This window comes from Pseudoxanthomonas sp. GW835-FHT14C01 (genome assembly GCF_058793715.1).
The window spans coordinates 521,903-547,360 of sequence record NZ_JBXAGB010000003.1 but is presented as its reverse complement, the minus strand read 5'-3'; the positions used below and the strand labels follow the sequence as shown (position 1 = coordinate 547,360).

General features: G+C 63.8%; 18 protein-coding genes and 1 tRNA gene. 2 read left to right on the top strand and 17 right to left on the bottom strand.

The window, feature by feature from the left end; genetic code table 11:
• Positions 1 to 130 precede the first annotated feature (130 nt).
• The 7 genes from alaS to AC1Q5B_RS15980 form a co-directional block, all read right to left on the bottom strand.
• The gene (gene alaS / locus AC1Q5B_RS16010) at positions 131 to 2,782 is read right to left on the bottom strand and encodes an alanine--tRNA ligase (protein ID WP_492632811.1); all 2,652 of its coding nucleotides are present in this window, start codon (positions 2,780 to 2,782) and stop codon (positions 131 to 133) included.
• A 93-nt stretch (positions 2,783 to 2,875) separates the two neighbouring features.
• Positions 2,876 to 3,391, bottom strand: a complete 516-nt coding sequence (recX, locus tag AC1Q5B_RS16005) for a recombination regulator RecX (RefSeq protein ID WP_492632484.1) — start codon at positions 3,389 to 3,391, stop codon at positions 2,876 to 2,878.
• A 17-nt stretch (positions 3,392 to 3,408) separates the two neighbouring features.
• On the bottom strand, positions 3,409 to 4,443 hold the full coding sequence (gene recA, locus AC1Q5B_RS16000; RefSeq protein ID WP_492632483.1) for a recombinase RecA: 1,035 nt from the start codon (positions 4,441 to 4,443) through the stop codon (positions 3,409 to 3,411).
• Positions 4,444 to 4,621: 178 nt separating this feature from the next.
• Positions 4,622 to 5,263, bottom strand: a complete 642-nt coding sequence (lexA, locus tag AC1Q5B_RS15995; RefSeq protein ID WP_492632482.1) for a transcriptional repressor LexA — start codon at positions 5,261 to 5,263, stop codon at positions 4,622 to 4,624.
• Between the two features lie 74 nt (positions 5,264 to 5,337).
• Positions 5,338 to 5,829: a CinA family protein gene (locus tag AC1Q5B_RS15990; RefSeq protein ID WP_492632481.1), complete on the bottom strand. Its 492-nt coding sequence runs from the start codon at positions 5,827 to 5,829 to the stop codon at positions 5,338 to 5,340.
• A gap of 121 nt (positions 5,830 to 5,950) precedes the next feature.
• Positions 5,951 to 8,605: a TonB-dependent receptor gene (locus AC1Q5B_RS15985; protein ID WP_492632480.1), complete on the bottom strand. Its 2,655-nt coding sequence runs from the start codon at positions 8,603 to 8,605 to the stop codon at positions 5,951 to 5,953.
• 590 nt (positions 8,606 to 9,195) lie between these two features.
• Positions 9,196 to 9,990, bottom strand: coding sequence for a M15 family metallopeptidase (locus AC1Q5B_RS15980; protein WP_492632479.1), 795 nt, complete (start codon positions 9,988 to 9,990; stop codon positions 9,196 to 9,198).
• 258 nt (positions 9,991 to 10,248) lie between these two features.
• On the opposite strand from AC1Q5B_RS15980, the gene AC1Q5B_RS15975 reads away from it, so the two are divergent.
• On the top strand, positions 10,249 to 12,213 hold the full coding sequence (locus AC1Q5B_RS15975) for a hypothetical protein (RefSeq protein WP_492632478.1): 1,965 nt from the start codon (positions 10,249 to 10,251) through the stop codon (positions 12,211 to 12,213).
• Between the two features lie 505 nt (positions 12,214 to 12,718).
• Here AC1Q5B_RS15975 and AC1Q5B_RS15970 read toward each other — a convergent pair.
• On the bottom strand, positions 12,719 to 13,303 hold the full coding sequence (locus AC1Q5B_RS15970) for an ankyrin repeat domain-containing protein (RefSeq protein ID WP_492632477.1): 585 nt from the start codon (positions 13,301 to 13,303) through the stop codon (positions 12,719 to 12,721).
• A 118-nt stretch (positions 13,304 to 13,421) separates the two neighbouring features.
• Here AC1Q5B_RS15970 and AC1Q5B_RS15965 point away from each other — a divergent pair, with 118 nt between their 5' ends.
• Entirely contained in the window at positions 13,422 to 13,877 is a 456-nt protein-coding gene (locus AC1Q5B_RS15965; protein WP_492632476.1) for a GIY-YIG nuclease family protein, read from the top strand.
• Here AC1Q5B_RS15965 and mobF read toward each other — a convergent pair.
• The 9 genes from mobF to AC1Q5B_RS15920 form a co-directional block, all read right to left on the bottom strand.
• Positions 13,867 to 16,695, bottom strand: a complete 2,829-nt coding sequence (mobF, locus tag AC1Q5B_RS15960; protein WP_492632475.1) for a MobF family relaxase — start codon at positions 16,693 to 16,695, stop codon at positions 13,867 to 13,869. The two genes, AC1Q5B_RS15965 and mobF, sit on opposite strands and share 11 nt — an antisense overlap.
• Before the next feature lie 61 nt (positions 16,696 to 16,756).
• Positions 16,757 to 18,634 (bottom strand): helicase HerA-like domain-containing protein, encoded by a 1,878-nt coding sequence (locus AC1Q5B_RS15955; protein ID WP_492632474.1) that lies wholly within the window; start codon positions 18,632 to 18,634, stop codon positions 16,757 to 16,759.
• Positions 18,612 to 19,376, bottom strand: a complete 765-nt coding sequence (locus AC1Q5B_RS15950; protein WP_492632473.1) for an ankyrin repeat domain-containing protein — start codon at positions 19,374 to 19,376, stop codon at positions 18,612 to 18,614. The genes AC1Q5B_RS15955 and AC1Q5B_RS15950 overlap by 23 nt, the downstream gene beginning before the upstream one ends.
• Positions 19,377 to 19,498: 122 nt before the next feature.
• Positions 19,499 to 19,587, bottom strand: a tRNA-Tyr gene (locus tag AC1Q5B_RS15945).
• A gap of 169 nt (positions 19,588 to 19,756) precedes the next feature.
• Positions 19,757 to 19,954 (bottom strand): hypothetical protein, encoded by a 198-nt coding sequence (locus AC1Q5B_RS15940; RefSeq protein ID WP_164177597.1) that lies wholly within the window; start codon positions 19,952 to 19,954, stop codon positions 19,757 to 19,759.
• Positions 19,955 to 20,104: 150 nt separating this feature from the next.
• Positions 20,105 to 20,623, bottom strand: coding sequence for a hypothetical protein (locus tag AC1Q5B_RS15935; RefSeq protein ID WP_492632472.1), 519 nt, complete (start codon positions 20,621 to 20,623; stop codon positions 20,105 to 20,107).
• Positions 20,624 to 20,711: 88 nt separating this feature from the next.
• Entirely contained in the window at positions 20,712 to 23,663 is a 2,952-nt protein-coding gene (locus AC1Q5B_RS15930; protein ID WP_164177599.1) for a TraM recognition domain-containing protein, read from the bottom strand.
• Between the two features lie 15 nt (positions 23,664 to 23,678).
• Positions 23,679 to 24,014: a hypothetical protein gene (locus AC1Q5B_RS15925; protein WP_164177600.1), complete on the bottom strand. Its 336-nt coding sequence runs from the start codon at positions 24,012 to 24,014 to the stop codon at positions 23,679 to 23,681.
• A gap of 65 nt (positions 24,015 to 24,079) precedes the next feature.
• Positions 24,080 to 25,402, bottom strand: a complete 1,323-nt coding sequence (locus tag AC1Q5B_RS15920) for a hypothetical protein (protein WP_492632471.1) — start codon at positions 25,400 to 25,402, stop codon at positions 24,080 to 24,082.
• Between the last annotated feature and the right edge of the window lie 56 nt (positions 25,403 to 25,458).

The following is a 25,458-nucleotide window of genomic DNA, read 5'->3' as shown; positions in this document are numbered from 1 at the left end:
GCAAAGGATAGTGCCGGGGGCGCGCTGGCTCCGTGAAAAGAGCCTGCGGCTTCCTGGTACATTCATGAACCTAAAGCATGTTAGCGGCCGGAGGCACACGGCCGCAAGCACCGCCTGGTCCAATACGGGTTCAACCGAGACGCTGCTGGACCCAGTCGGGAACGCCCTGCAGGGCGGTCGCAAGGGCGGGCCCGTCCTCACCACCACCCTGGGCGAGGTCCGGGCGACCACCGCCCTTGCCGCCGATCTGACTGGCAATATGTGAGAGGAGTTCCCCCGCCTTGACCCGGCCGGTTGCAGCGCCGTTCACGCCCGCGACCAGGGCGGCCTTGCCCTCCGAGGTTCCGGCCAGCACGATCACCGCGTCCCCCAGTTGCTGCTTCAGGCGATCCATCGCATCGCGCAGGGCCTTGCCGTCGAACCCTTCCAGACGCGACGCGAGCACCCGGATGCCGCCAACGTCCACCGCCGCACTGCCCAAGTCCGACGTGGCGCTGGACGCCGCTTTGGCCTTCAGCGCCTCGAGCTCGCGCTCCAGCTTCTTCTGCCGGTCGGTCAACGCCCTGATCTTATCGACCACATCGCCGGTATTGCCGCCCAGCAGGCCGGCCGCCTCGGACAACCGACGCTCCTCGTCGGCCACGTAATCCAGGGCGCCCTGTCCGGTCACCGCCTCGATACGCCGGACGCCCGCGGACACGCCACTCTCGCCGACCAGCTTGAACAGACCGATGTCACCGGTACGGCCGACATGGGTCCCGCCGCAGAGTTCGGTGGAGTAATCGCCCATCTTCAGTACACGGACGTTTTCGCCGTACTTCTCGCCGAACAAGGCCATGGCACCGAAGTCCAGCGCCTCCTGCATGCCCATGTTGTGCACTTCGGCGGCATTGTTCGCGCGGATCTGCGCATTGACGCGCCGCTCGATCTCCGCCAGTTCGTCCGCCGTCATCGGCTGGAAGTGAGAGAAGTCGAAACGCAGGCGATCCGGCGCGACCAGCGAGCCCTTCTGCTGGACGTGCGTACCCAGCACCTCGCGCAGTGCCGCATGCAGCAGATGGGTGGCGGAGTGATTGAGGATGGTGCTGGCGCGACGCGCGGCATCCACCGAGGCGACTACATGATCGCCCCGTTTCAGCGTGCCCTTGGCCACGCGGCCGACATGACCATGGAACTGCCCCGCGAACTTCAGCGTGTCGGCGACATCGAACTCGACGCCCTGCTCGGCCAGCACGCCCGTATCGCCCACCTGGCCGCCGGACTCCGCATAGAACGGCGTGCGGTCCAGGATGACCACCGCCTCGTCACCCGCCTGGACGGATGGCACGGGACGACCGTCCTTCAGCAGCGCGACAACCTGCAGACCGCCGGCATCGAGCTGGTCGTAGCCGAGGAACACGGTCGGCGAGAGTTGCGCGACCAAGTCGGCAGGCAGACCGGTGGTGGAGGTGAACTTGCCTGCGGCGCGGGCCGTCTCGCGCTGCTGCTCCATCGAGGCCTCGAAACCGGCCATGTCCACCGTGAGCCCGCGCTCACGCGCGATGTCGGCGGTGAGATCGACCGGAAAACCGTAGGTATCGTACAGCCGGAACGCGTCGGCACCCGGAATAACGCCATCCGTCACGCGCGCGGCGACGTCATCGAAGATGCGCATGCCGGAGTCCAGCGTTTCCGCGAAACGTTCCTCCTCGGCCTTGAGCGCGCGTTCGACCAGTTCGCGGGCCGCCGGCAACTCCGGATAGGCTTCGCCCATCAGTTCCGACAGCGTGCCGACCATCCTGTGGAAGAACGGCTGGCGCACGCCCAGCATCCAGCCGTGGCGCAGCGCGCGACGGATGATCCGGCGCAGCACGTAGCCCCTGCCTTCGTTGGACGGCAGCACACCATCGACGATCAGGAAGCTGCAGGCGCGGATGTGGTCCGCGATCACGCGCAGCGACTTGTTCTCGAGGTCGGCCGTGCCGGTCAGCTCGGACGCCTTGCGGATCAGCGCTTGGAACAGATCGATTTCGTAGTTCGTATGGACGTGCTGGAGCACCGCCGCAAGACGCTCCAGACCCATGCCGGTATCGACGCACGGCGCCGGCAGCGGCACCAGCGTGCCGTCCGGTTGGCGGTCGAACTGCATGAAGACGTTGTTCCAGATCTCGATATAGCGGTCGCCGTCCTCGTCGGGCGAGCCCGGCGGACCACCGGCGATATGGTCGCCGTGATCGTAGAAGATCTCCGTGCACGGCCCGCAGGGACCGGTATCGGCCATCTGCCAGAAATTGTCCGAGGCGTACGGCGCGCCCTTGTTGTCGCCGATGCGGACGATACGTTCGGCAGGCAGACCGATCATGTCGTGCCAGAGGTCGTAGGCCTCGTCGTCGGTGTGGTACACGGTGACGAGCAGACGCTCCTTCGGCAGCTTCCAGACCTCGGTCAACAGCTCCCAGGCCCAGCCAATGGCCTCCTTCTTGAAGTAATCGCCGAAGGACCAGTTACCCAGCATTTCGAAGAAGGTGTGATGGCGCGCGGTATAGCCGACCGAATCCAGATCGTTGTGCTTGCCGCCTGCGCGCAGGCAGCGCTGCACGTCGGCCGCCCGCACGTAGCTGCGCTTCTCCGCGCCCAGGAACACGTCCTTGAACTGCACCATGCCGGAATTGGTGAACAGCAGCGTGGGATCGTTGCCGGGCACCAGCGAGGCCGAGGGCACGATGGTGTGGCCCTTGCCGGCGAAGAAATCGAGGAAATCCTGGCGGATCTGGCGGGTGCTGAGGGTCTTGGAAGTGGTCATCTGGCAGGCATTGGCTGGAAGGCGCTCCATTGCGCCGCTCCATCCACCTAGATGCGGATGCGGCCGGGAGAAGCAACCCAATGCGCTAGATTATCAGGCCACCCCGCCCCAGTCCTCCGGGTCCATCCGGGTGGCGGCCCGGACCGCCCCCGCGTCGAAACCGCGCCGGATCAGGAAATCCGCGATCTTGCGGGCCTGCGCCGGATCGATCCGGCGGGCTGGACCGAAACGGCGACGGACGAGGTCGCACGCCGTTTCGGTCCAGTCGCCATCGAAGGTCGCCATGGCCGCCGCCACCGCGTCGCGGTCCAGCCCGTGGGTGGACAGCTCGGCTTTGATGCGCAACGGACCATAGCCACCCGACGCCCGACTGCGGACAAGGGCCTCGGCAAAGCGCGTGTCGCTCTGCCAACCCTCTTCCGCGAGCCGGTCCACGGCCGATCGCACATCGGCCGCCTCAACCCCTCGGGACACCAGCTTCCGGGACAATTCCCGGCGGGAATGCTCGCGCCGGGTCAGCAGGCCAAGCGCGCGCTGCAAAGGCGTCTGTTCGGCGGGCTTGCGACGGCGTCCCGCCCGTGGCCCCGCCTGCCCGCCCTCATCCGACATCGCGCACTGTCCCGGTCTTACTCGCCGTCGTCTTCGGCTTTTTCGTCACGCGGCGCTTCGGCCGGCTGGAACTTCTCGCGCAGTTCGGCTTCCAGCTTTGCGGCGATCGCCGGGTTCTCGCGCAGGAAGGTGCGGGAATTGTCCTTGCCCTGGCCGATGCGTTCGCTGCCGTAGCTGTACCACGCACCCGCCTTTTCGACCAGCTTGGCTTCCACGCCCATGTCGATCAGCTCGCCCTCGCGACTGATACCTTCGCCGTACAGGATCTCGGTGACGACCTGCTTGAACGGAGGCGCCAGCTTGTTCTTGACCACCTTGATCTTGGTCTGGTTGCCGATGATCTCATCGCCCTTCTTGATCGCACCGATACGGCGGATGTCCAGGCGCACGGAGGCATAGAACTTCAGCGCATTGCCACCCGTGGTGGTTTCCGGACTCTGGCCGGGCATCATCACGCCGATCTTCATGCGCAACTGGTTGATGAAGATCACGGTGGTGTTGGAACGCTTGATGTTGCCGGTCAGCTTCCGCAGCGCCTGGCTCATCAGCCGGGCCTGCAGGCCCGGCAGCTGGTCGCCCATCTCGCCTTCGATTTCGGCCTTCGGCGTCAGCGCCGCCACCGAGTCGATGACGACGATGTCGATCGAGCCCGAACGGACCAGCATGTCGGCGATCTCCAGTGCCTGCTCGCCGGTATCCGGCTGCGACAGCAGCAGGTCGTCCACGTTCACGCCCAGCTTGGCGGCATAGATCGGATCGAGCGCATGCTCGGCGTCGATGAAGGCGGCGGTGCCGCCCTGCTTCTGGCACTGCGCGATGGCCTGCAGGGTCAGCGTGGTCTTGCCCGAGGATTCAGGACCATAGATTTCCACGACGCGGCCACGCGGCAGGCCTCCGATGCCCAGCGCGATGTCCAGCATCAGCGAACCGGTGGGAATGATCTCGACAGGCTCGATGACCCGGTCTCCCATGCGCATCACCGAGCCCTTGCCGAACTGGCGCTCGATCTGGGTTAGTGCGGCGGAAAGGGCGCGCTTCTTGTTCTCGTCCATTGTCGTGGTCCTAGTCGATGTGGTCAGGTGCGGTCAGTGTGGGGAGCGTCCATCGCACAGGCTGCGACAGGACGGTGAAGAGCGAAATTATTCGTCGATGCGACCCGTGGGGATCGGTACGTGCCGCATCCAGGCATCGGAAAATGCCGCCCGCCGGCGTCGGCGGCTTGTCGAGGCGTCACCGGTTCGGCCTCACCAGTCCGCAGTACAGGCCTTCGATAGCGAAGTCCTGGTCGGGCTGGACCTCGATCGGTGCATAGTCGGGGTTGCGTGGCAGCAGGCGGATGCGGTCCTTGCCGATCTTCAGCAGCTTGACGGTGATGGCGTCGTCGACCCGGGCCACGACGATCTGCCCGGAGCGCGCGTCGCGCGTGCGGTGCACGCCGATCAGGTCGCCATCGAAAATCCCTTCGTCTCGCATGGAGTCGCCCTTCACCTTCAACAGGTAATCCGGCGCAGGCGCGAAAAAGGCGCGATCCAGCAACACGTAATCGTGATGGCCCGCATCCGCACCGATCGGTGCACCGGCGGCCACCTGACCCAGCACCGGGATGCGCAGTCCGTCGTCGTTGGCGGACGGGAATGCCAGGTCGGGCTGCGTGGAAGGAGGCGCCTTCAGCAGCCGGATGCCGCGGGCCCGGCCGGGGACGCGCTCGATGGCCCCCGCCTGCTCCAGGGCCTCCAGGTGGTATTGCGCGGCGCGAACGCCCTTGAAGCCGAAGGCCTTGGCGATCTCGGCCTGCGACGGCGGCATGCCCTCGGCGTCGAGCCGTTCGGCGATCAGGGCGAGGATGGCGTGCTGGGTATCGGTCAGGTCCATGGTTAGTAGTAATACTACTAACTCGACCGACTGGCAACTGCCCTGAGCGGGTCAGTTCCCGCCCGGACTTCATCTCACAGGCTCTCGAGCCCCTTCAGCGCGTGCTCGACCGTCTGCCGGCGTACCGCCTCGCGATCGCCGCCGAACTGGAAGACCTCCGCCCGCGCATAGCCTCCGCGCCGCTTCCAACCGATCCACACCGTGCCCACCGGCTTGTCGGGACTGCCGCCCCCCGGTCCGGCGATCCCGGTGACGGCGACGGCGACGCTGGCGCCGGAATTCACCAGCGCGCCCGACACCATCTCGATCACCGTCTCGCGACTGACCGCGCCGTGCGTTTCCAGCGTCTGCGGGCGCACGCCCAGCAGGGCCTGCTTGGCTTCGTAGCTGTAGGCGGCCATGCCGCAGTCGAACCAGTCCGACGAACCGGCGATGTCGGTGACGCACTTGGCGATCCAGCCACCCGTGCAGCTTTCCGCCGTGACCAGATGGTCTCGGCCTCGCCTCAGGCGCTCGCCGACCTGCTCGGCCAGGAGCCGGAGCGCTTCATCGTTGGGCACGGACATCGTCGGTTCCGACTGGGGGGCGTGGGAGTTGTAGCCGATTTGCCCCGTGCTGTCGCCCCGGCGGACGCCGGAACGAGAACGGCCCGCCGGAAGGCGGGCCGTTCGACATCGTGGGAAGTGATCAGTAGCGGACGCGCAGGGTCATGCCGTACATGCGCGGCGCGCCGAGGAACGCGTTGAAGGTATTGAGCGGGTTGTTGGGGTCCGGGAACAGGCCCTGCAACGGACCGTCGAAGCCGACCTGCACGTAGTCCTCGTCGGTGAGGTTGGTGCCCCACAGTTCCAGCATCCAGCGACCATCGCTGCGGCCGAAGCCGAGGCGCGCGTTGAATACCGTGTAGGCGCTCTGGTGCTTCTCGACGTCCAGGTCCGAACCGGTGTTGTAGTCGCCCATGTACTTGCCGCCGATGTTGAAGCGGCCGATATGGTCGGCACCGAAGTCCCACTCGTAGGTGGCCGACAGCGAGCCCGACCACTCCGGCGCGAACGGCATCGTCGCACCGGGCAGCTTGTACAGCGCGCCCGACGTGCTGAGCGGGGTGCGCTCGACGAAGTCGCCACCGGGGATGTTGTCGCCGAACTCGGTCTTGGCGTACATCAGGCCGCCCTGCAGCATCAGCCCCTGCACCGCGCGCGGCTGCCACAGGATTTCCGCATCCAGGCCCGACGAGGTCACTTCCGGGATCGAGCGGACCACGAAGCTGGTGCCGAGGAAACTGTTGAGCTGGAAGTCCTCGTATTCCTGGTGGAACAGCGTGGCGTTCAACAGCAGCGTGCCGTCCGCCCAGGTGGTCTTGGTACCCAGCTCGAAGCTGTCGACGAACTCGCCGCCGAACGAAGTGTCGTTGACCGGACGGATGCCCTGGCCGCTGCTCGACAGCCCATCGGCCGACTGCACGCGGTCCAGGTTGAAGCCGCCGCCCTTGTAACCGCGGGCGTACGACGCGTAGGTCATGACGTTCTCGTTCCAGCGGTACGCCGCCTTCACCGTGCCGGACCATTCCTTGTCTTCCATTTCCTGGAAGGTGTTGCGGCCGTTGTGCAGCGCGTTGGCCCATGGCAGGCACATGTAGCCGGCGATGGTCGGGCCGACCGAGGCCAGGATCGCATTCTGGTTGGCCGCCGGCAGCGAGGCGAACACCGAACTGCGCGATGCCAGCGCCGCGCGCAGCAGCGCGAAGCGGTTGGGGTTGGCCGCGTTCTGGTCGGTCAGCGTGCCGGTGCAGGCGAGGCTGCCGTTGGGATTGCTGTAGGACGAGGTGAGTTCCTTCTTCTCACGCGTGTAGCGCAGGCCCAAGGTCAGGTCCAGCGCATCCGTCGCATGCCACGTGTTGTTGGTGAACAGCGCCAGGCTCTTCGCGTCCTGCTTGTAACGGTCCAGCGAACCCAGGCCGACGAAGCCGGTCCCGAACGGACGCCCGCCCACCTGGGCCAGGAACGCCGCCGGCGAAATGTTGTTCGGATTGTTCAGCGGCACGCCTGCCGCGCCCAGGCTCTGGCCGACCAGCTGGTACACCAGCGTGGATACGTACGGCTCGTAGTGCGGACCGATGCGGTAGGTCTCGTTGCGGGTCAGCTCCTCATCCGAATAGAACGCGCCGACCATCCAGTCGATCCGGTCGCTGGAGCCGGTCAGGCGCAACTCCTGGCTGAAGGTGTCGAAGCCGGTGAACGACTCGTCCTTGTCCGCGTTGCGGTAAAGCAGATCGGCCGTGCTGAAGTCGTAGTCGAGGCCGTTGATCGCCTCCCATTGCCGCGAGGCAGTGATCGAGGTCAGCGTGGCCCCACCGAACCAGGGCGTGTCCCAGTTGATTTCAGCGGACAGGCCCTTGTCCACGATGTCCTGGGTGGTGGGGCGATTGCTGTAGGCCACCCGGTCGAACGGGTCGTCGCCCGGCGCGGCCACCGCGCGGCCGCCGGCCAGTGCATTGAGGATGGCGGCCGTGCCGCCGACCGTCGTCTGCACTGCCGTGCAGCAGTTCTCGTCGCGGCTGGTGAAGTCGCCCGACAGCAGGATTTCCAGGTTTTCGGTCGGCTCCAGCAGCAGCTTGCCGCGCAAGGTGTGGAAGTTCTGGTCGTAGTCGTCGGTTTCCTGGCGCGGGCCGTTGCCGGTGCGCACGTCCATCCAGCCGTCGCGCTTGCGCTTGGCGGCGTAAATGCTGAAGGCGGAATTGTCGGACAAGGAATCGTTGTAGCTGCCGGACACGCCGATCGCGCCGTAGTTGCCGACGGTGACTTCACCCTCCGCGCTCTGCGTGTAGCTGGGACGACGGGTCACCACGTTGATCACGCCCGCCGACGTGTTCTTGCCGAACACCGTGCCCTGCGGGCCCTTCAGCACTTCGATGCGCTCGAGCTGGCCGAGGTCGCCGAAGCCGACGCTGTTGCGCGGGCGGTACACGCCGTCGATCACCACGCCGACCGACGACTCCAGGCCGACGTTGTCGCCCACCGTGCCGATGCCGCGGATACGCGCCGTAGTGATGGCCTCGTTCTGCGTGCTGGTGACGGTCAGGCCCGGCACCAGGACCTGCAGGTCCTTGATGTCGCGGACGCCGGTGTCCTGAAGCAGCTCTTCGGAAATCACGGCCACCGTGATCGGCACGTCCTGCAGCACTTCCTCGCGCTTCTGCGCGGTGACCGTCATGGTCCCCAGCGTGGTGGGCTCCTCCTCGCCGGCGGGTGCGGCCTGCTGCGCATACGCATGCGAGCTGGCGCAGAGCGCGGTGAAGACGGCAAGCGAAAGCGCTTTGTGCCTGGGCGATGCGTTGACCATGTTGTCCCCTCCCAAGGGTCATGTACTGCGATTGGTACGTGTGGTTTTTTGCCGTGTGGCGTGCGGCGATGACGCCGATGACGAACGCAACTCCCCTTGCGTCAACACGAAATTAACACCGGCTTCACAGCTCGGCATTCTGCACTGCGTCGATACGCAGGCATGCACTTTGGCACGGATAAGCCACTGATTTTCCGAACGATCGTGCGGAACTCCGGTTACGCCCGGCATGGAGACACGGCAATGCCACGCGCCAGCCAGCGGGTCCAGGGCGCGGTGGCGACGTCCGTGCGCGCGGCGGAATGCTGTGCCCAGCCGCTACAATCAACGCCCTTTTGCCGTCCCCTTTCCGCTGGCCTCGTGAGCAAAGACAAATCGGAACACACCCCCCTGATGAAGCAGTAAGCGCGTGTGCTTATTTCTCATATCTACGCCATTGTTTTCAAAGCTTTATTTTTTGGCGCCAAAGCCGCGTTCACCGTTTTGGCTACCCCTTGGCGACCACTTTTCTAGCTTTTTTAGCTAGGAGCACACGCAACTGACGATCAGCAATCGGTGGGTGATGCGACGGGATGAGTGGACGCACCCACTCATCCAAGCCATGGAGTCCTTATGTCCGTGATTGACGGGCACCGCTGAGGCTCCTCGACCACGGGCATCGGCAACGACCACCACGCGCTCCAGCCCATCATCGAAGTGGGCAGGTTCCACTCCAGCTGACTCCGGCACACGAATCCCTCGCACACCTGCACGGGGGTGATGGCCAGCGGTTCCAAGCCTGGCCAAAGGGGCGGCAAGGGCTCGGGCACCACGGTCGCCACCCTCACCTCCTGTCCAGCCCTGTAAGAGCGAATGGCCATCAAGCAGGGCGCCCGCAGCTCGACGTGGGGCATGTCCTTGAAGTCGGTCCAAGCCCCCCCCCACCGCAGGCCTGACGCCTGGGCCAGTTCCCCATAACGCTCGTAGCCCTGGCGCACGTGGTCGTTCTTGAGATTCCAGCTCGGACGTCCGCGCTTGTAGATGACCATGTCGGCAGCTAACCCGTGGTTGTGGCAGCTTCGCCCGGGACCCACCTGGGTCACCCCTTTCTGGCTGGCCAAGAGCTCGGCCTGTCGTTCCTCAGACCGGTAGCCTTCGGCCAGGCGCAGGTCATACCCCTCCTCCTTCATTTGCAGCTGGATCCGTTCCAGCTTGGCCCGAAGGTCGGGGTGGACGCCGTCCCACTGAGGAGCGTCCTTGTGGCGGTGGAACAACCGTTTGAACAGCCCCGGCTTCTTGCCGTGGACGTCTGAGATCGAGTCGGTAGGAACGTGGGCATGCGCCGGCACGGTGACAACGAAGAATAGGACAGACGCCAGCAGCGCCTTGATGAAGCTTAAATACATGAGTAGGCCTCCTTACTCACAAGGGTCTACTCTTCATGCAAAAGGAAAATCGGAAACGCGCAAGACCCCCTTGCCAATCCGAAATCCTTGTATAGAAAAGAAGAGGCAGGCCTCCTCCTGGCTTGCTGCTTCCCGGCCCGGCGAGGTCTCCTGTCGGTCCCGTAGCCGGGTCGGGAAGCACTTCTACCCCCCCCTTGCGCGTTTCCCGCTGCGTGTTACTCGTGAGTAGACACCCCTACTCGTCGGAGGACACTCACCATGAAACGCTCCCTCATCCACCTCGCGCTGCTGGCGTGCCTGTTGTCAGGCACGGCGACGGCGCAGGTCCAGGTTGGCAACAACGCCACCGCGACCGCCCTCGAAACCACCGCCGTTGGCGACGGCGCCCATGCGGTCACTGATCTCTCAACGGCCATTGGTGCCCGAGCCTTGGCAGATGGCGGCACGATTGACGGCAACCCCTGCGTGGGGGCCACCGCGGTTGGCAACGAAGCCACTTCCCAAGGCTGCAGTGCCACCTCGCTCGGGCACATGAGCCACGCAAACGGGCCGAGTGCGACCGCAGTGGGCGCGAGAGCCGAATCAATGGGCGTCAATTCATCCGCGTTTGGCGCAGGGGCTACTGCCTCGAATAGCGGAACCGCCATCGGTTCCAACAGTTCTGTATCCGGAACGTTCGGAACGGCCCTCGGATCAGGTGCTTCTGCAGGCGCCTCCCGCGGCACGGCGATCGGAGCAATGTCGAAAGCTGACGCGGATGGTTGCGTTGCCTTGGGCTCTGTCAGCGAATGCTTGAATTCGGATGAGGCCAGTGTTGGCAATGCGGAATATGGCATCTACCGCCGCGTGACCAATCTCGCCAACGGGATCAACGACACCGATGCAGCCTCCGTTGGCCAGCTGCGCACCATGGCCACCGCCATCGGTGGGGGCGCCGGCTTTATCAACGGCGTGTTCATGCCGCCGTCCATCACCTTGTCCAGTGGTAACACCCACACCAACGTGACCGCCGCGATCTACGACCTGGACGGCCGACTTCACACCCTGGAGCAAAACCCCGCCAGCGGCTCACAAGGCCCGGCCGGTCCTGCCGGTGCGAGCGCCTACCAGGTCGCCGTTGCCAACGGCTTCACCGGAACGGAAACGGAATGGCTGGTATCGCTGAAAGGAGACAAGGGAGAGCGTGGCGATGTGGGTCCACAAGGACCTGCGGGCGCCAACGGTCAGGACGGACAAGGTGACGGAACCAACCCCTACTTCGTCGCCAACGGCAACAACGACGGGTCGGACAACGCGCAGGCAGACAAGCTGGGCGGCGTAGCGGCCGGTCGGAACGCCGCTGCAGCAGGCTTCGGTGATGTGGCCATTGGCGAGGACGCGCGTGCGGACTCTGGTCCGGATGGCTCGGGCGCCGTCTCGATCGGACCGCGCTCCAGCGCCATCGGTGGTGGAACCACCGCCGTGGGCGACCAGGCCACTGCGCAAGATCGTGGTTCCGCCGCGTTCGGTCAGGGCGCCACCGCACGCGATACCAGCCTGGCCGCTGGCATGGGCTCTGCGGCCACCGGTCATGTCAGCACCGCGGTGGGCCCGAACGCCCAGGCTTACGGTCGCGCGTCCTCGGCCTTCGGAAACAACGCTCAGGCTCAACAGGACAATGCCACTGCTGTCGGTGCTGCGACGGTTGCTCAGCGAAACGGCACGGCGGTTGGCACCGGTTCGGCTGCAGGCGTGAATGGAACGGCCGTTGGTTATGGCGCTCAAGCCACGCACACGAATTCCGTGGCGATCGGCGCCAACACGCGCACCACGGGATCGAACCAGGTGGCCATGGGCCACCGCCAAGTCACCCAGGTGGCTGACGGCCGAGTGGCGCAAGGCTCCACCGATGCCGTCAACGGGGGCCAGCTGTGGAACCTCCAACAATCGCTCGATGACCGGTGGGTTCAGATCGACCGTCGATTGGAACGGACTGACAAGCGTGTGGACGGTGTGTGCGCTATGGGTCAGGCCCAATCCCAGGTTGCAATGTCAGCAAGCGCTATCAACAAGCGTAATCGTTTGGCGATGGGCGCTGGCCACTGTGGCGGTCAGACCGCTCTCTCGCTCGGTTACGTGCGCGACCTGACAACACCCGGCGGATCGCCATCCGCTTTCTCTATTGGCGTCTCCTCCACTGGGAGCCAGACATCAATTGGCGTGGGCTGGGCAATTGGTTGGTAACTGAAAAGGAGGTGATCGTATCTCGGCAAGGGCCCTTCGGGGCTCTTGTTCGTGCCCGCAATTTCTTTAAATTCAATTACTTAAACTTGATTCCGGGAAATGGAAAGCGTATAATCGGCTCCCAACGAATTCAGTGTAGGAGCCGGGCTGACAACCCCACCTGCAGTGACTGTCGCCGTCGTAGTAGCGCCAATGATTGCCATTGCCCTGGAAGCCGTCAGGGGATGGATCAACCCCCCACGCAAAGGAAATGAACCCATGCATCACTGACAACTGGAGGAACGACATCATGGATAGAGAAGAAAATGGACTCGTATTAACCCGCTTGAAAAAGCACCCCCTTTGCAGAGCTCTAGGCGCGAGCCTCAAAGTCAGCTACGACACGGCAATTGCTGTTGGAGCAAGTGCGCTCCTATTACTACAACTGGTCAGTGAACGGTGAGCCCCACTCCCTGCTGACCCACACGAAGAGCCCGGGCTGGTCCCGGGCTTTTCTTTTGAGCGCTTATAGCCTCGGCCGGGCGGGAGCGGAATGAGGCGTGGCCCACGCCAGCGCCAAGCGCTCGGCCTTCTTGGCCGCTCGCCAAGCTCGAAGCACTGCCCGTGTTGCGGCGTCGGCCGCCAGATCCATGGCCCCCTCGCCGTCCTGATTGAACGCTTCCAGGTCCGCTCCGTGCTCGAGGAGCAGTTGGCACATGGTCGGCTGGCCCGATCGGGCCGCGGCCAGCAAGGGTGTGTCGCCGGTCATCCCGTCGACGTCGTCCACGTCCGCGCCCGCCTCCAGCAGCAATTCGGCCACCGGCATCGAGCGCCCCCAAACGGCGCGCATCAACGGCGTGTCTCCGCTTTCCGTGCGCTCCGTGGGCAAGGTCAACGCATCCACCTCCGCGCCATTGGCCAGGAGCAACCGGCACGCCTCCACGTGGCCTCCGAATGCGGCCAGGTGAAGCGCCGTCACCTGCTCGGCCATCGGGGAGACCATGCCCTGATCGACCAGCACGTAGCGGCCGGATTCCATGCCCGCCTGAAGGAGCTGACGCAATTCGTCAGTGTCGCCCACGCGGGCCGCGCGCATCCATCGGTTGTCCATGCTTTCTTCCTCCCCTGATCGATAACCCACGGTAGAGCGGCACGGCGAACGCGCAAGGGGTTGCCAGTTCGGGAATCTGATCTATTCGTGAGTGGGTCGTTTTACTCACGGAGAGACCATGGCCCACCGCCACAACCTGGGACGCAGCGAGAAGTATCACGCCCTGCCCCGCACCCTTTACGCCCTGTTGTTCAACGACGGGGGCTGCTACATCGGCCAGAGCTCGGACCCGGAGAAGCGAGAGAAGCAACACCGCTCACACCAGGGCGGCTGGCATCGTCCCTTTCGCTTCCATGTGCTGGAGGTGGTGACGGCCACCCGGGCGGATACAGAGGCCTACGAGCAAGCCTGGCGCGTAAGGGCGTCGAAGGAAGGCTGGCGCGTCTACGCCAAGCCTCCTGGCGTCGGGATCAATCCCCATCGCCGCGCCACGCCCCACGTGCGCTGGTTGGCGGCGCATCGTCGATGGACGTTGGGCACGCCTGGCAGGCGCCCTTCGGAACGTATGCGGTGGTGGCCGTGGATCTTGGTGGGGGCCAGCGTTTTGCTTCTGGCCCGCTGCGTCACCGGGTGAGCACGGGGCCTTTCTGCTTCTCCACCGGCATCGCGGGCTTGGGCTTCAAGCCGGCCAGCAGCTTTTCCACGTCCTGGACCAGGTTGCGCACGGGAGGGGCCTGGCTTTCCGACAGTCCTGCGCTCAGCGCCATTTCCTTGTGCCGCTCCGTGCCCAAGCGCTCGGCCAAGCGCTCCTTGACCTCGTCGGTCGTATACATCCGGTAGCTGCCCTTCGTCAGGCGCGTGAACGCCACCAACGCCGATTGCTGGTCCAGCATCCCCAGGTTGGTCGCCAGGTGGTAGATCTCCGCCTTGCCCTGCCCTTGGGCCTTGTGAACCGTCATCGCCCAGCGGTGTGCCAGGGCGTTGTGGTCGCTGGTGTTGAACTTCACCGTGCGCCCATCCTCCTTCGGGTTGGTGGACTCGATGCGCACGACCAAGTCATAGCCACCGGTCTTGTCCTTACGGATGCTCTCCACCGTGCCTTCCGTGCCGTTGATGACGCCCAGGTCGTTGTTGGTCGCGGTGAACATGACCCGGTCGCGGCGCGACACGGTCAGATCTTCCCACGCTCCCTTCACGATCGTGCGGAACGTGAACTCCTCTTTGTCCAGCTCGCCCTTGTCCTGCATCCCCTTGCGGATGCCGGCGGTCAACGCCTTGATCTCCGCGCGCGTGTGGCCCAGCACCAGCTTCTCGCTCAACGGGGTGGGGTCTTTCAAGTAATCGTCCACCAGCGCCTTGATCGCCTGCTTCTCGGTGCCGAAGTCATCGATACAGTTGCGCTCCTCGAGGTTCCGCAGGATTTCTGCCCCCATGTCGAGCGTGCCCTGGCGGCTGCGGTGGCCGCGGCGCACGTCCTTGACCCTGCCCTGGCGGTCACGCTCGTAGAAGCTGTTGGCGGTGATCAGGTCTCCGGCGTTCTTCTGCCGGCGGATCTCGGTCAGCTTCGCATCGCCCAGGGCCATCTTCGCCAGCTCGAATCCGTTGCCGGCCGCGATGGGCTGCAATTGATCGCCATCGCCTTGCAGTATGAGCTTGCAGCCCACCTTCTGGCAGTAAGTCATGAGCTTGAGGGTGTCGCCGGTGGCCACCATGCCCGCTTCGTCGAGCACGACCACGTCTTTCCTGGTCAAGGCCACCTTGCCCTGACGGAGCTGGGAGAAGAACTTCGCCACCGACATGCAGGGCATGCCCGACTCTTCCTCCAGCTTCGTGGCGGCTTTACCGGACACGGCCAGCCCCATCAACTGCTTGCCTTCCGCTTCGAAGCACTGCTTGTAGACCTCCGCCACCGTGGTCTTGCCCGTGCCGGCCAGCCCTGACATGACGCCCACCCCGGCCGTTCCATGGGTCAGGTGGACGATCGCCTCCTTCTGTTCGTCGGTGAGCGTGAATCCTTTTCGCTTCTCGTATGCGGCCACCTCTCGATCGACGGTGGAGCGGAATACTTTGAGATCGGTCTCCTTTTCGCGCTCTTTGGCCCGTCGAACGATCTCGGCTTCCCATTCGACCATCCACGTGGCGGCGAACCGATCCTCGCGGTGCCTGCGTGCCAGCCGATTGCCCCGATCGTCCTCGTGGAGGTGTTCGGCGTTTACCCGGACCAAGTCGTCCTGCTGCGTGAACTCCTTGACCATTTTCAGCACTTCTTCGGCGTTCTTCTGTCCGGCGAACTCCATGCCCAGCTCTCGGACCAAGTCGTGCTCGCAGAACATTGCCTCGTTTTCGTGCATGCGCTTCAAGACCTCGTCAAACGTATGCGGGTCCAGGTGCTGGCCTCGGGTCTGCTTGAGCGACTGGGTGGTGGGCACCAGCCCCGGGTTCTCTTGGGCGATGTTGGCGAAGGTCTGCTGCCAGTCCTTGACCACCTGATCGAAGGGCGGCTCTTCCTTCTTCTTGCGGGTGGCCTTGCAGGCCTCGTCGTGGCTGGCGTTGGGGTGCTCTTTGACGTAGTCCAGGATTTCCTGCCGGCGGGTCTTCGTCTGCAGCACCAGCTCACGGTCGATGCCGGCAATCGTGGTGAGGATCTGGCCGGTCTCGCGCCCCTGGACGTCCACCTCTCGCTCGCGATGGATGTTGTATCCCAGGGCTTTCATCGCGGTGTAGAGCTCGGCCTTGTAGAGGTGATCTGCCGCATGCCGGTGGCGGTAGAGCTCGATGGCGTCGAACGTCCCCCACTTGCCGTCCTCGCCTTTTGAAACCCCGTAGACCAGGTGATGGGTATGCAGATCCGGCTCCACGTTTCGGTTGCTGACATGGTCGGCCGCAGTCCACACCAGACCTTGGGTGTCGATGACGTTCTTCCCCTGCTTCCCCCGGCGCGTCTCCACCTTGCTCTCGATATACCCCATGGCCACGGCGCAAGCCTGGCGGTGGGCCTGAAGGATGGCCAACCTCTCTTCGTCATTCGCCAAAGCGAAGGCGACGCTCACGTCTCCGGGCGCGGAAATGGTGAGGTCGAACCCCACCCGATGGCCGCCTTCCCACTTCTCCATCGGCTTGCCATCGTCGTCCAAGCGCACGTTCCCCCAGCGATCTGTCTTGATGACCAATCGGGGTTCCTCGCCCGCGTTTTGGCACAACGGCCTTCCGGTGGGTGAAAAGCCCTTGCCGAGCTTTTCCATCACCTCGCGGGTGACCGGCTGACCTTTCAGGCCCAGTTCGGCCGCAAGGCTCCCGCCCCAATTGAGGGTCTGGCGGGGATCGGGCCCACCTCCGGCGTAGTAGGCAACGGCGCCGTCGATGGACAGGCGCTCGGTGGCCAACATGTAGTCGAACATGTTCCCGTTGCGCTTGTTGTGGCCGCGGGCATCGATGCGCGTGCAGTTGATCATGGGGAGCTCCGAAACCTTGACTGATCCAAGGTCCCAGAAATCGGAGAGTTGGCAAGGCCGCTCACCGCTTGAACAGCGCGTCGATCTCTTCGGGGGTCATGGCCAGCACGCGCTGGACGTCTTCGACGCCGCTCTGGGTGATAGGGAAGGCAAACGCACCACCCGGCAACGTTGTCGACTGCGTCGCATCCCCTTCAACAGGACCAGCGGGCTTGGTGGTCCACTCGGCGGGCTCCTGCCCTTCGCGCACCTGCGGGTAGGTCTTCCCTGGCCATGCGAGCAGGAGCACGTCTCCAGCCATCTGCACGATCGCTTCGATGCCCCAGCCTTCCGGCCCATAACGCTTGCCCTTGCGGAATCCCAGTCGGTCGGTCAGTTCACCGCTGGAAATCAGCGCCCTGCTCTCTTCATGGACCTGCGCCTTGTCCTCGTGCGAACGCCAGGCGATCTTGTGCTTGCCGAGCTGGCTGGCCAGCTTGTCGCGGGTTGCCCCCATCTGCACCTGGCACACCACATGGGTGCCCACCAAGGACGAGAACGCCTGCGCCGTCTTTTCGCCGTAGACCAGTTCGATCTGGGCATGGTCCTGGACCGCCATGACGGCCACCACGCCCTTGCTGCGCCCCAGTGCCAGCAACGGGTCGATGTTCAGCCGTCCTGCGCTGGTGAGCTCGTCGAACACGAAGTAGAGCCCACGACCACTTTCGTTGTCCGGTAGCGCTGGCCCGATGAGATCCGGAACCGCCACGTTGATCATGGCGGCGATGTAGGCCTTGGTCAGCGTAGGATCGGGCCCCGATTGAACGATGACCTGCTTGCGGCCGGTGTAGTCGTCTCGAATCCATTCGGTCATTGAGAAGCGGCGTTTGCCCACCTTGGGCCAGGCGGAGGCCAGATCATCGATGAGGCGGGTGAAGCCACCGAGGGTGGACAACACGCTGGCGGTGGTCTGGCTCTCGGCGTTGGCGACCAAGGCAGCGCCGCGGGGGTAGTGGTGGCGCATTCCCTCACACATGACCGCCGCGGGTCGCCGCAGCAGCTGGGCCAGCTCAGGGAAGCCCCAGGCGACCGGCTGAGTGTTCTGCAGCTCACGCACGCACCCGATGAAGAGATCCTGGGCGGCCATGGTCCAGAACTTCGAGCTGCCCTCTCCTTCAGGAATGAGAGAAGCCGCGAAGGCGGCAGCCTGTGTGGGGGTGCGCACGTCAGCGGCCACGTCCCACACGTAGGACCGTGAGTCGAACGGTGACACGATGATGGGCCGTTTGAAGATCGAGGTGAAATCCCCTTTGATGTCGTAGAGGAACAGCTTCGCGCCCTTCATCCGCGTCAGCTGCTCCAGGATGTGCTTGAGGATGACGCTCTTGCCCGAGCCCACCGAACCCGTGAGGAGCACGTGACGTGCCCACTGCTTCTTCGACAACACCAGGTCGGGATGCAACGACAAGGCGAACGGGTCGCCTACTACCTCCTTCGGCGTCAGCGAGCGGCGACGCGCTTCCACGATGGCATCCTGACCTTCCAGCAATTGCGGACCCGCCAGGTGCCATGTGTTGCTCACCGGCTTGGCTTCCTTGAGGAACACGCGCGCGGCGAGATAACCCGCCAACGCAAGCGATACCCCAATGCGGGTCCAAGTGGCCAAGGGGTGGTGAAAGGACACCAATTCGATGAACTCCCGTGCCGGAGCACGAGCCGAGATTCCGGCGGTCAGGAAGTGGTAGCCGGTCACCAGCCCCCCCTTCAGGGCATCGGTGAAGCGAATGAGCTGGCCATCCGGGTTGGGGATGAGCCAGGCCACTCCCATGGCGCTGACGTAGACCACCCCGAACGTGAATCCCCCGCCGAACAAGGCGCGGTGCCAGTAGCGCACCGGTTGCGAAGGAGCCACGCTGCCGGGCACCTCGCCCAGGGCGTCATAGTGCTTGGGCTTGCTCATAGCTGCGCTCACGCTGGTGCATCCGCGTGGGGGTGCGTCCACGCCAGCCGGGCTGCTCGGCGTCGGCACCGTTGCGCATCAGTTGGTCGCAGGCGCGGGCATGTTTGTGGAGGGCGGCCAGGTGGAGCGGCGCCCATCCCTGCCCGTTCAAAGCCGAAACGTCAGCCCCGGCATCCACCAAGGGCTTGATCAGGTGGGCATGCCCGAAGCGGGACGCATGGTGGAGCGCCGTGTTGCCGCTGGCATCGGCCATGCGCACCTCGGCCCCCATCTCGATGCAGGCCAGTAAGGCCGCTTCGTGCCCTGCACGCGAAGCTCCGGTGAGCCAGGCTTGCCATGGAGCGTTGTCTCTGAGGCGTTGGGCGTCGGCCTGTTGTGCACTGGCCTCTTCAGCAGCCATGGCCAGGTCATGGAACAACCCCGTGTGCTGGGCAGGGGTAAGGCGGGCCACGTGATCGGCGATGGCACTGAACGCCATGGGTTCGTTCTTGTCACCCAGCCGCCGCTCGAAGGCCCTAACCATGTCTCGGGTCGAGGCGTTTTCGGGAACGTCGAAGGTCAAGCGGTGAAGCCCCCAACGGAGGTCCACTTGGGTAGCCCAGTCGTTGTCGCCTTTCCTCACCTGCCAGGAGAGGTCGCCTCGTCGCCCCTCGACGGGGGCCAGGCTCAAGGCATGTGCGCGGGCCAGGACGACGGAAGCGTGCTGCTGCTCGGCGCCAAACGCATGCAGCAAGGCGTCCACCAGGACCTCCGTTCGGTGGAGGCCCAGGGGGCGCAATTGGTGTTGGAGAGATTCACGGGGGTCCATCCCCATGGTTGTAAAGACGAATCCGCGTCCGTCAAGCGAAAGGTCAACCTCATCGTTGGTGGGTCAGGTAGGACTTGAACCTACAGGGGACGCGATGCCATCAGTTTTACAGACTGCCCCGGCTGCATTACCGGACTACTGACCCTTGTGAAGCTTCACCGTTCGGAACGATGGTCATCCCGGGATGGGTGCCAAGATCATCCAGACCATCACTGTGATGACCCAGAGGGGGTGAAGCCAGAACATGAACTCGTCGCCATCGAACCGGCGGAGGCTCCGCCGGAGGCAGATGCGACAACGCCGGTAAGTGCTCATCAGTTGAACGAGCTGCGAGCCACGAACGCCAAGCCGACGAAGGCCACGATGCTCATAACCAACACCTTGAACAAGACGGGAACCGCAGGCGGGTAGAAGGCAAAAGCTGCGGCGAAAGCTGCGATGAGCACGAAGGCAGTCACCATCAACGGGATCAGGTGGGCGAAGGCAAAATCTTTGAGGGCTTCAATCAACATGTCGGTCTCCTGGGTTGGCATTTTATGAGTAGGTCGGTCTACTCTTTTTACACCTTCAGGAAATCACACCAGAACTGGGTGTCAAGTCGCAAAAAAGCCCGATTCTGTGAAGAACCGGGCAGTTTTTGACTTTAGTCGTTTGACCAAGGATTACTGGCTGAAGACGTTCCGCTGGCGCTGCTTCTCGTGCTTATCCCAGTCGAAGTTCTTCTCATAGTCCTTCATGAACTCAGCTTCCTTCTGAGCCGTGCGGGCATACTCGGCGTAGCCCAAGCGCCCCGGCCCGTTCTCCTTCTGCTGTTCACGGGTCAGCATGGGAGGGCGCTGCTCTTCCCCCTGACGCTGCTGGCGGCACTGCTGGACCGTCTGAAAGGCCACTTGTTCGTGCTGGTTGTCGGGTTGGCTTTCAGCCTTGGTCTTGTCGGCCTCCTGAATCTTCTTCTGCAGGGCCTCGATCTGCTCCGGGCTGGCCTTCTCGGCCCAATCCAGCAACCGCTGGCGGCGCTCCTCGATGGCCTGTTGGTCCTTGCTGACGGACTGATCGTAGGCCGCTCTGGCCTCTTCCTTCTGGACGGGTGGTCGATCGCCCAATAGCTTTTCGTTGCGTTGTGCCCGCAGGGTCCGCAGGTCGTCCAGGGTTTCCATGGGTTGGGTAAGGGTGTCGCTCATGTGGGGGTCTCCAGTGGGGGATGGGATACAACGAGGGTTGATCAAATCGGCGGATTGGCAAGGGGGCGAACCCCCTTGCCGTTTTCCGTCAGTCCAGGTCGGGAACCAACTCGGCCAGGTCGATGCGCTTGTGGCCGGCACGGTTCAAGGCAACGATGGCGTGGCCGCGGGGTTCCAGCAGGGCCGGATACTCTTCCTTGCGGAAGAGGGGTTGGACTTCGCGCTTGCCACCCGTAGGCATGTCGATGTCACGGGCCAACTCCCCTTGCCCGATGACGTCTTCGCCGCCAATTCGCCACGTGTGACCGGTAGCCGGGTCCACACGGAGTGCGGTCAGGCGGCCTGCACCTTCCAAGCGCATCTTGTCGAAGACAGCTGCGTGGGGGTGGTTAGGGTCGTTCAACACCGAGTGACGGTAGTTGTCCAGCCCGCCCTTGTAGTCGATGCCACGCGTCTTCTGCTTGAAGGTGGTCAACATGGCTTCGCCGAACCGCTTGATCAGATACTCCACGGTGTTGAAGGAACACTTCAGGGCGACCAACGACTGCATGGTGTTGGCCAGCAACTCTGCCCGCGTGCGGCTGCCAAACGCGTCCTCCAAGCTCTCAAACCCTTGCGTCGCCAACACGGGCAACAGCCCCAGCGAACGGGAGATGGAGAAGAGCTTCGTGTCGTCGGCGGTGATCAGCAGGTGCGCCTCGTCCATCATCAGCATGACCTCGACCTGGCCAGGCAATGCTTCTCGCCACTTCTCGCCATGCGCACCGCGCGCCTGGATGCCGTTCGTGACCCGCTGCTTCAGCAAGCGCATCATCATCTCGCCCGCTTCACCGTATTGGGTGGGTGGCAGGAACAGGCCCACCATCGCGCCGTAGAGGGCCTTCGAAACGTCCACCTCGCCCTTCTCGATCGAGTGCCAGGGGATGTCGTTGGCGTCGCGGAGCTTTTCACCCCGCAACAGCTTTTCCAGCAACCCACGGGAGTTCAGCGTGAACGACTGACGCTGCTCGGCGTTCATGGCCGGCACTTCCAGCAACGCCCATTCGAGGGAGCTCTGAAGCTGGGACATGGGACGCTTAAGATCCGGGTGGATCGTTTGCGGTTCGTTCTGCTGGCGCTTCCGGAAAGCGGCCAGATAAGCGGCATGCGCAGCACGGCCCTCCTCGTCCATGCTGATGTCTGGCTCTTCCAGGCCCAGATACTTGACCACTTCCATGATCTTCGGGTTGGGCTTGGGAAGCGTCCCCGTCGGGATGACACGCTCGACGCTAGAGAGCAGCTTGGCGTGATGCATGGGGGTGTAGGCCCAACCGCGATCGGATTCGACCACGCAGGAGTAGAGTCCCATCTCTTGGACCACCTCGGCCAACCGTTCTTCCACCTCGGCGGTGTCCTGCCCCAGCTTGCGGAGCTTGCGCTCTTCGAGCTGCAAGAGCAGGTGGGATTGTTCCAACCCGGAGATCTTGGCCATGCACCAAGCACGGTAAACCTTCTCGTGCTCGACCAGAGCCTTCAGGATGATCCCCGTGTGGTAGAGGAACGCATCGCCACCGTCGGACCACAATTTGGACTTCTCGTCCACGACGCCACCGGACGCACCACGCAACGCCTTCACGATCTGATCCGGCTCCAATCCCTCGTAAGGTCCGACGGACAGGCCTGGCTTCACCACGATGTCGAACAAGCCTTCCAGGTCGGTGATGATCGCGCCGTCCTTGCCGTCGGCGATGAGCGCACCTCCCGCCGTGCTCTTCTTGCCCTGCTTGCGAGCGATGGCCTCCGCCGCACGACGGTATCGCCTCGCCAGCGGGCGCATCAGGCTGTAGGACTTGCCCGAACCGATGGCGCCGAAGATGATCAAGCCTTGGGTGGCGTCTTTCCAAGACAGCATCATCACGGTGCCCAGGTCGGGGGAGTAGCCAAACCCCTTGTCAGTCAGGTGACCTAGGGCACGGGCCACGGCCATCAGCGGAGTCGTGTCCTTCAAGGCGTTCTGGGCCTGCTGCTCGCGCGCCTTGACGTGCGAATTGACCAATGCGCCTTGGGTGCCCAGGTTGTTGTCGTTGTTCTGCAGACAGAGGCGTGCGCCGGTCTGAACGAAATTGCCCTCGGTGAATTGCATGGCATACATGCAGGCCAGGACGAATGGCACGGCGGCGCCCAGGCCCCACGGGAGGACCTTGGAAACCAGCAGCGCGACCACAATGATGCCCACCCACTTCATGGCCTGGATGAACCGAGCGGCGGTGCCGCCGATGACCCCACGGTGAGGATGAGATGCTGCAGCGACCCAGCAGACCACCAAGATCACACCCACCAGGCCAAAGCCGATCATCAGGGCCTTGGTGAAGAAAGCCATGTAAGCCTGGAAACCTGCCGATCCGGCAGCTGCGCCTCCCATTCCTAGAGCGCTCATCTTCGACATGCTGGACATTCCCATCGGAATCCACTGGAGGAGCACAAGCGCTTTCAGTGCTTCCTTCATGCTCTCGCCCTGCTTCAGTGCGATGAAGTAGGGAATGCTCGTCAGCAGGAAGGCCCAGCCCGCCCAGCCGATCATCGAGACCAGGAACAGAGTCAGCGCACCGATGGCGGGGAATGCGAGATACATCAGGGGAGTGGCAATGCTGTCATTGCCCTGCCCCATGTCGTTGCCCTGCAGGAAGCCCTCGGCCCGGCGCCCGTCCTTGGTGATGGTGATCCGGGACTGGCTGTCGCGCAGGTCTTCGGGGACCTTGGGCCACCACACACGGAAGTCGTCCTCGCTCATGCCTTCAGGAACCATGAACGCGTTCTGCTCCTCGTTCCAAACCGCGCCGCATTCGGCAGCGAGTTGGGTGTCCTCCGACGGAACGTCCAGGACGCGGCTACGCACCCTATCGCTCAGATCGAAACGTCCGACCAGGTTCTCGAACTGCGCATTCGACTGGACGATGATAGATTCACGAATGGTCGCGCCCTCGTTGTCCTTGCGGTGGAACTTGCGTCCCAGGCCGGTCGTCCAGTCGATGGCGCTCAGAATGTTGATGTTCAATGCCATGGTGTTGTTCCTCCTTTAGTTGCCAAGCCAATGAGCCAGGACGGCCAGCACCGCACACAACGGCGCCATCACCAGGAACCCCGCTTGGGCTACCCAGCGCTCAGCCACCTGCTCCACCTGGCTCGCGTAGAGCCGGTCCTTGGTCCAGGCCTCGTAAGCCGCATCGTTGTCCACCGGCGGCACGCGATCGGCGCGCAGGTAATAAAACGAGCGCCTCACGGGCTCACTCAGATGACCCATGCCCAGCGACTCCGGGCTGCCAATGAACATTCGCCCATGAAGGCTCATCCACTTCGAGCCGAAGTGGAGCTTTCCTGGTTCCCGGTATTGCGTGAAAAGCCACTGGAACATGTTTCCCCCTTGAATGATGAGTAGGTCACTTCTTTCTAGATCGAATCGGCGAGTTGGCAAGGGGGTCACTTGATCCCGGACTTCTCCGCCCAGGCATCCAAATCGTTGCTCGCCTTTTGCTGCCAGTCGTTCTTCTGCGCCGCGGCTGGTGCCGGGGCCTTCTTCGGCAAAGGGGCGGACGCGCGTTTCCGCGACGGCATGGACTGGGTCGCAATCGGCGCTGGCGCCGTTACCACTGGAGCGGCAACAGGTTGGGGCTTCTCAACCGTGGGTTCTGTCCTGACCTTCTCGGGAAGCACTGCTGGAGCGGGCGCCACCACGGGGGCTTCCATCACTTCGGGCAACTTCTCGGGAACGGCCGGTGTGGCAACTGGTGCTACGGGAGCAGGCGTGCTCAGCGGCGACTGGTCGTTCTTCCCCTGTAGGACATAGGTCGCCCCAGCGACCAATGCCACCGCCACCACGCCGCCCACGAGCCAGGGCCAAGCCTTGAGTCTTGGGGTTGTGTCGTCGGTTCCAATGCACGGCTGCGTCACTTCCTCGCTGTAGGCGTCATCCGGCGGCGGCACGGGTTCGCCCAAGGGGTCTTCCAAAGAAGAAGCGAACTTGGAGTCATCGGCCAAATCCGACACACGTGCACCTGACGTCTTGGCGTAACCGGCCTCTTCAAGAACTGATCGGGCCATCTCCCGCGCTGTGTCGCCCGGTGGCTCTGGGGAGAGAAATCCGCGTTCGTCATCTATTCCAGCTTCCACTAACTGGGCCAGCACTTCCTCGATGACTTCGGACGAGACACCCTCGAAAGATGGAGAATCCGATTCCGATTGAACGGACAGGTTATCTGCCACGTCCTGCTGCAACAGGTTGGCCAAGGGTGCTTCACCTTCACCGACCATTGCTGCTGGCACCTGGTCGGACAATGCTTCGACCAAGTCCTCGACTGCCATTTCAGCGAAAGGAGCTTTGCCTTCCCGACCTTCGCCATCGACAGAAATTGGGTCCCGAGCCATTCCGTCCGCCACGAGAGAACCGGCCGTCTCGGTCTTCAAAAACTTTTTCGCCACATCGACCTTGGCCGGCTGGACTGTCAGGGTGCTCGAGTTGGCTTCTGTAGCCTGAGCCCGCTCCTCTGCGGTCTTTGCCCGCTTCGCGTCCAGTTGTGCCTTGGCTTCCTTCGCCTTCTCTGCAGCAGCAGCAACGCCTTTCTGGGTCAACTCGGCAGCGCGCTTGCCGATCACCCCTGCCCAGTGACCGGCGGCCTTCAATGCCTCCTTGGTGTTCTCGGACACCAACTGCTCCCCATCGGTGGGCGTGGTTGGTTGCGCGGCATTGGCGCGCTTGAGCAGCTCATCGCGCTTGCGCTTGCGGATCAGTTCTTCGGGGGTCATGGGATCTCCTGGGGGATGGGGAAGGAAGCCCGGGCATCGCGAGGACACCCGGGCAG

Coding starts and splice junctions, on each gene's coding strand:
- alaS (WP_492632811.1), bottom strand. CDS start 2,782: ATGACCACTTCCAAGACCCTCAGCACCCGCCAGATCCGCCAGGATTTC.
- recX (WP_492632484.1), bottom strand. CDS start 3,391: ATGTCGGATGAGGGCGGGCAGGCGGGGCCACGGGCGGGACGCCGTCGC.
- recA (WP_492632483.1), bottom strand. CDS start 4,443: ATGGACGAGAACAAGAAGCGCGCCCTTTCCGCCGCACTAACCCAGATC.
- lexA (WP_492632482.1), bottom strand. CDS start 5,263: ATGGACCTGACCGATACCCAGCACGCCATCCTCGCCCTGATCGCCGAA.
- AC1Q5B_RS15990 (WP_492632481.1), bottom strand. CDS start 5,829: ATGTCCGTGCCCAACGATGAAGCGCTCCGGCTCCTGGCCGAGCAGGTC.
- AC1Q5B_RS15985 (WP_492632480.1), bottom strand. CDS start 8,605: ATGGTCAACGCATCGCCCAGGCACAAAGCGCTTTCGCTTGCCGTCTTC.
- AC1Q5B_RS15980 (WP_492632479.1), bottom strand. CDS start 9,990: ATGTATTTAAGCTTCATCAAGGCGCTGCTGGCGTCTGTCCTATTCTTC.
- AC1Q5B_RS15975 (WP_492632478.1), top strand. CDS start 10,249: ATGAAACGCTCCCTCATCCACCTCGCGCTGCTGGCGTGCCTGTTGTCA.
- AC1Q5B_RS15970 (WP_492632477.1), bottom strand. CDS start 13,303: ATGGACAACCGATGGATGCGCGCGGCCCGCGTGGGCGACACTGACGAA.
- AC1Q5B_RS15965 (WP_492632476.1), top strand. CDS start 13,422: ATGGCCCACCGCCACAACCTGGGACGCAGCGAGAAGTATCACGCCCTG.
- mobF (WP_492632475.1), bottom strand. CDS start 16,695: ATGATCAACTGCACGCGCATCGATGCCCGCGGCCACAACAAGCGCAAC.
- AC1Q5B_RS15955 (WP_492632474.1), bottom strand. CDS start 18,634: ATGAGCAAGCCCAAGCACTATGACGCCCTGGGCGAGGTGCCCGGCAGC.
- AC1Q5B_RS15940 (WP_164177597.1), bottom strand. CDS start 19,954: ATGTTGATTGAAGCCCTCAAAGATTTTGCCTTCGCCCACCTGATCCCG.
- AC1Q5B_RS15935 (WP_492632472.1), bottom strand. CDS start 20,623: ATGAGCGACACCCTTACCCAACCCATGGAAACCCTGGACGACCTGCGG.
- AC1Q5B_RS15930 (WP_164177599.1), bottom strand. CDS start 23,663: ATGGCATTGAACATCAACATTCTGAGCGCCATCGACTGGACGACCGGC.
- AC1Q5B_RS15925 (WP_164177600.1), bottom strand. CDS start 24,014: ATGTTCCAGTGGCTTTTCACGCAATACCGGGAACCAGGAAAGCTCCAC.
- AC1Q5B_RS15920 (WP_492632471.1), bottom strand. CDS start 25,402: ATGACCCCCGAAGAACTGATCCGCAAGCGCAAGCGCGATGAGCTGCTC.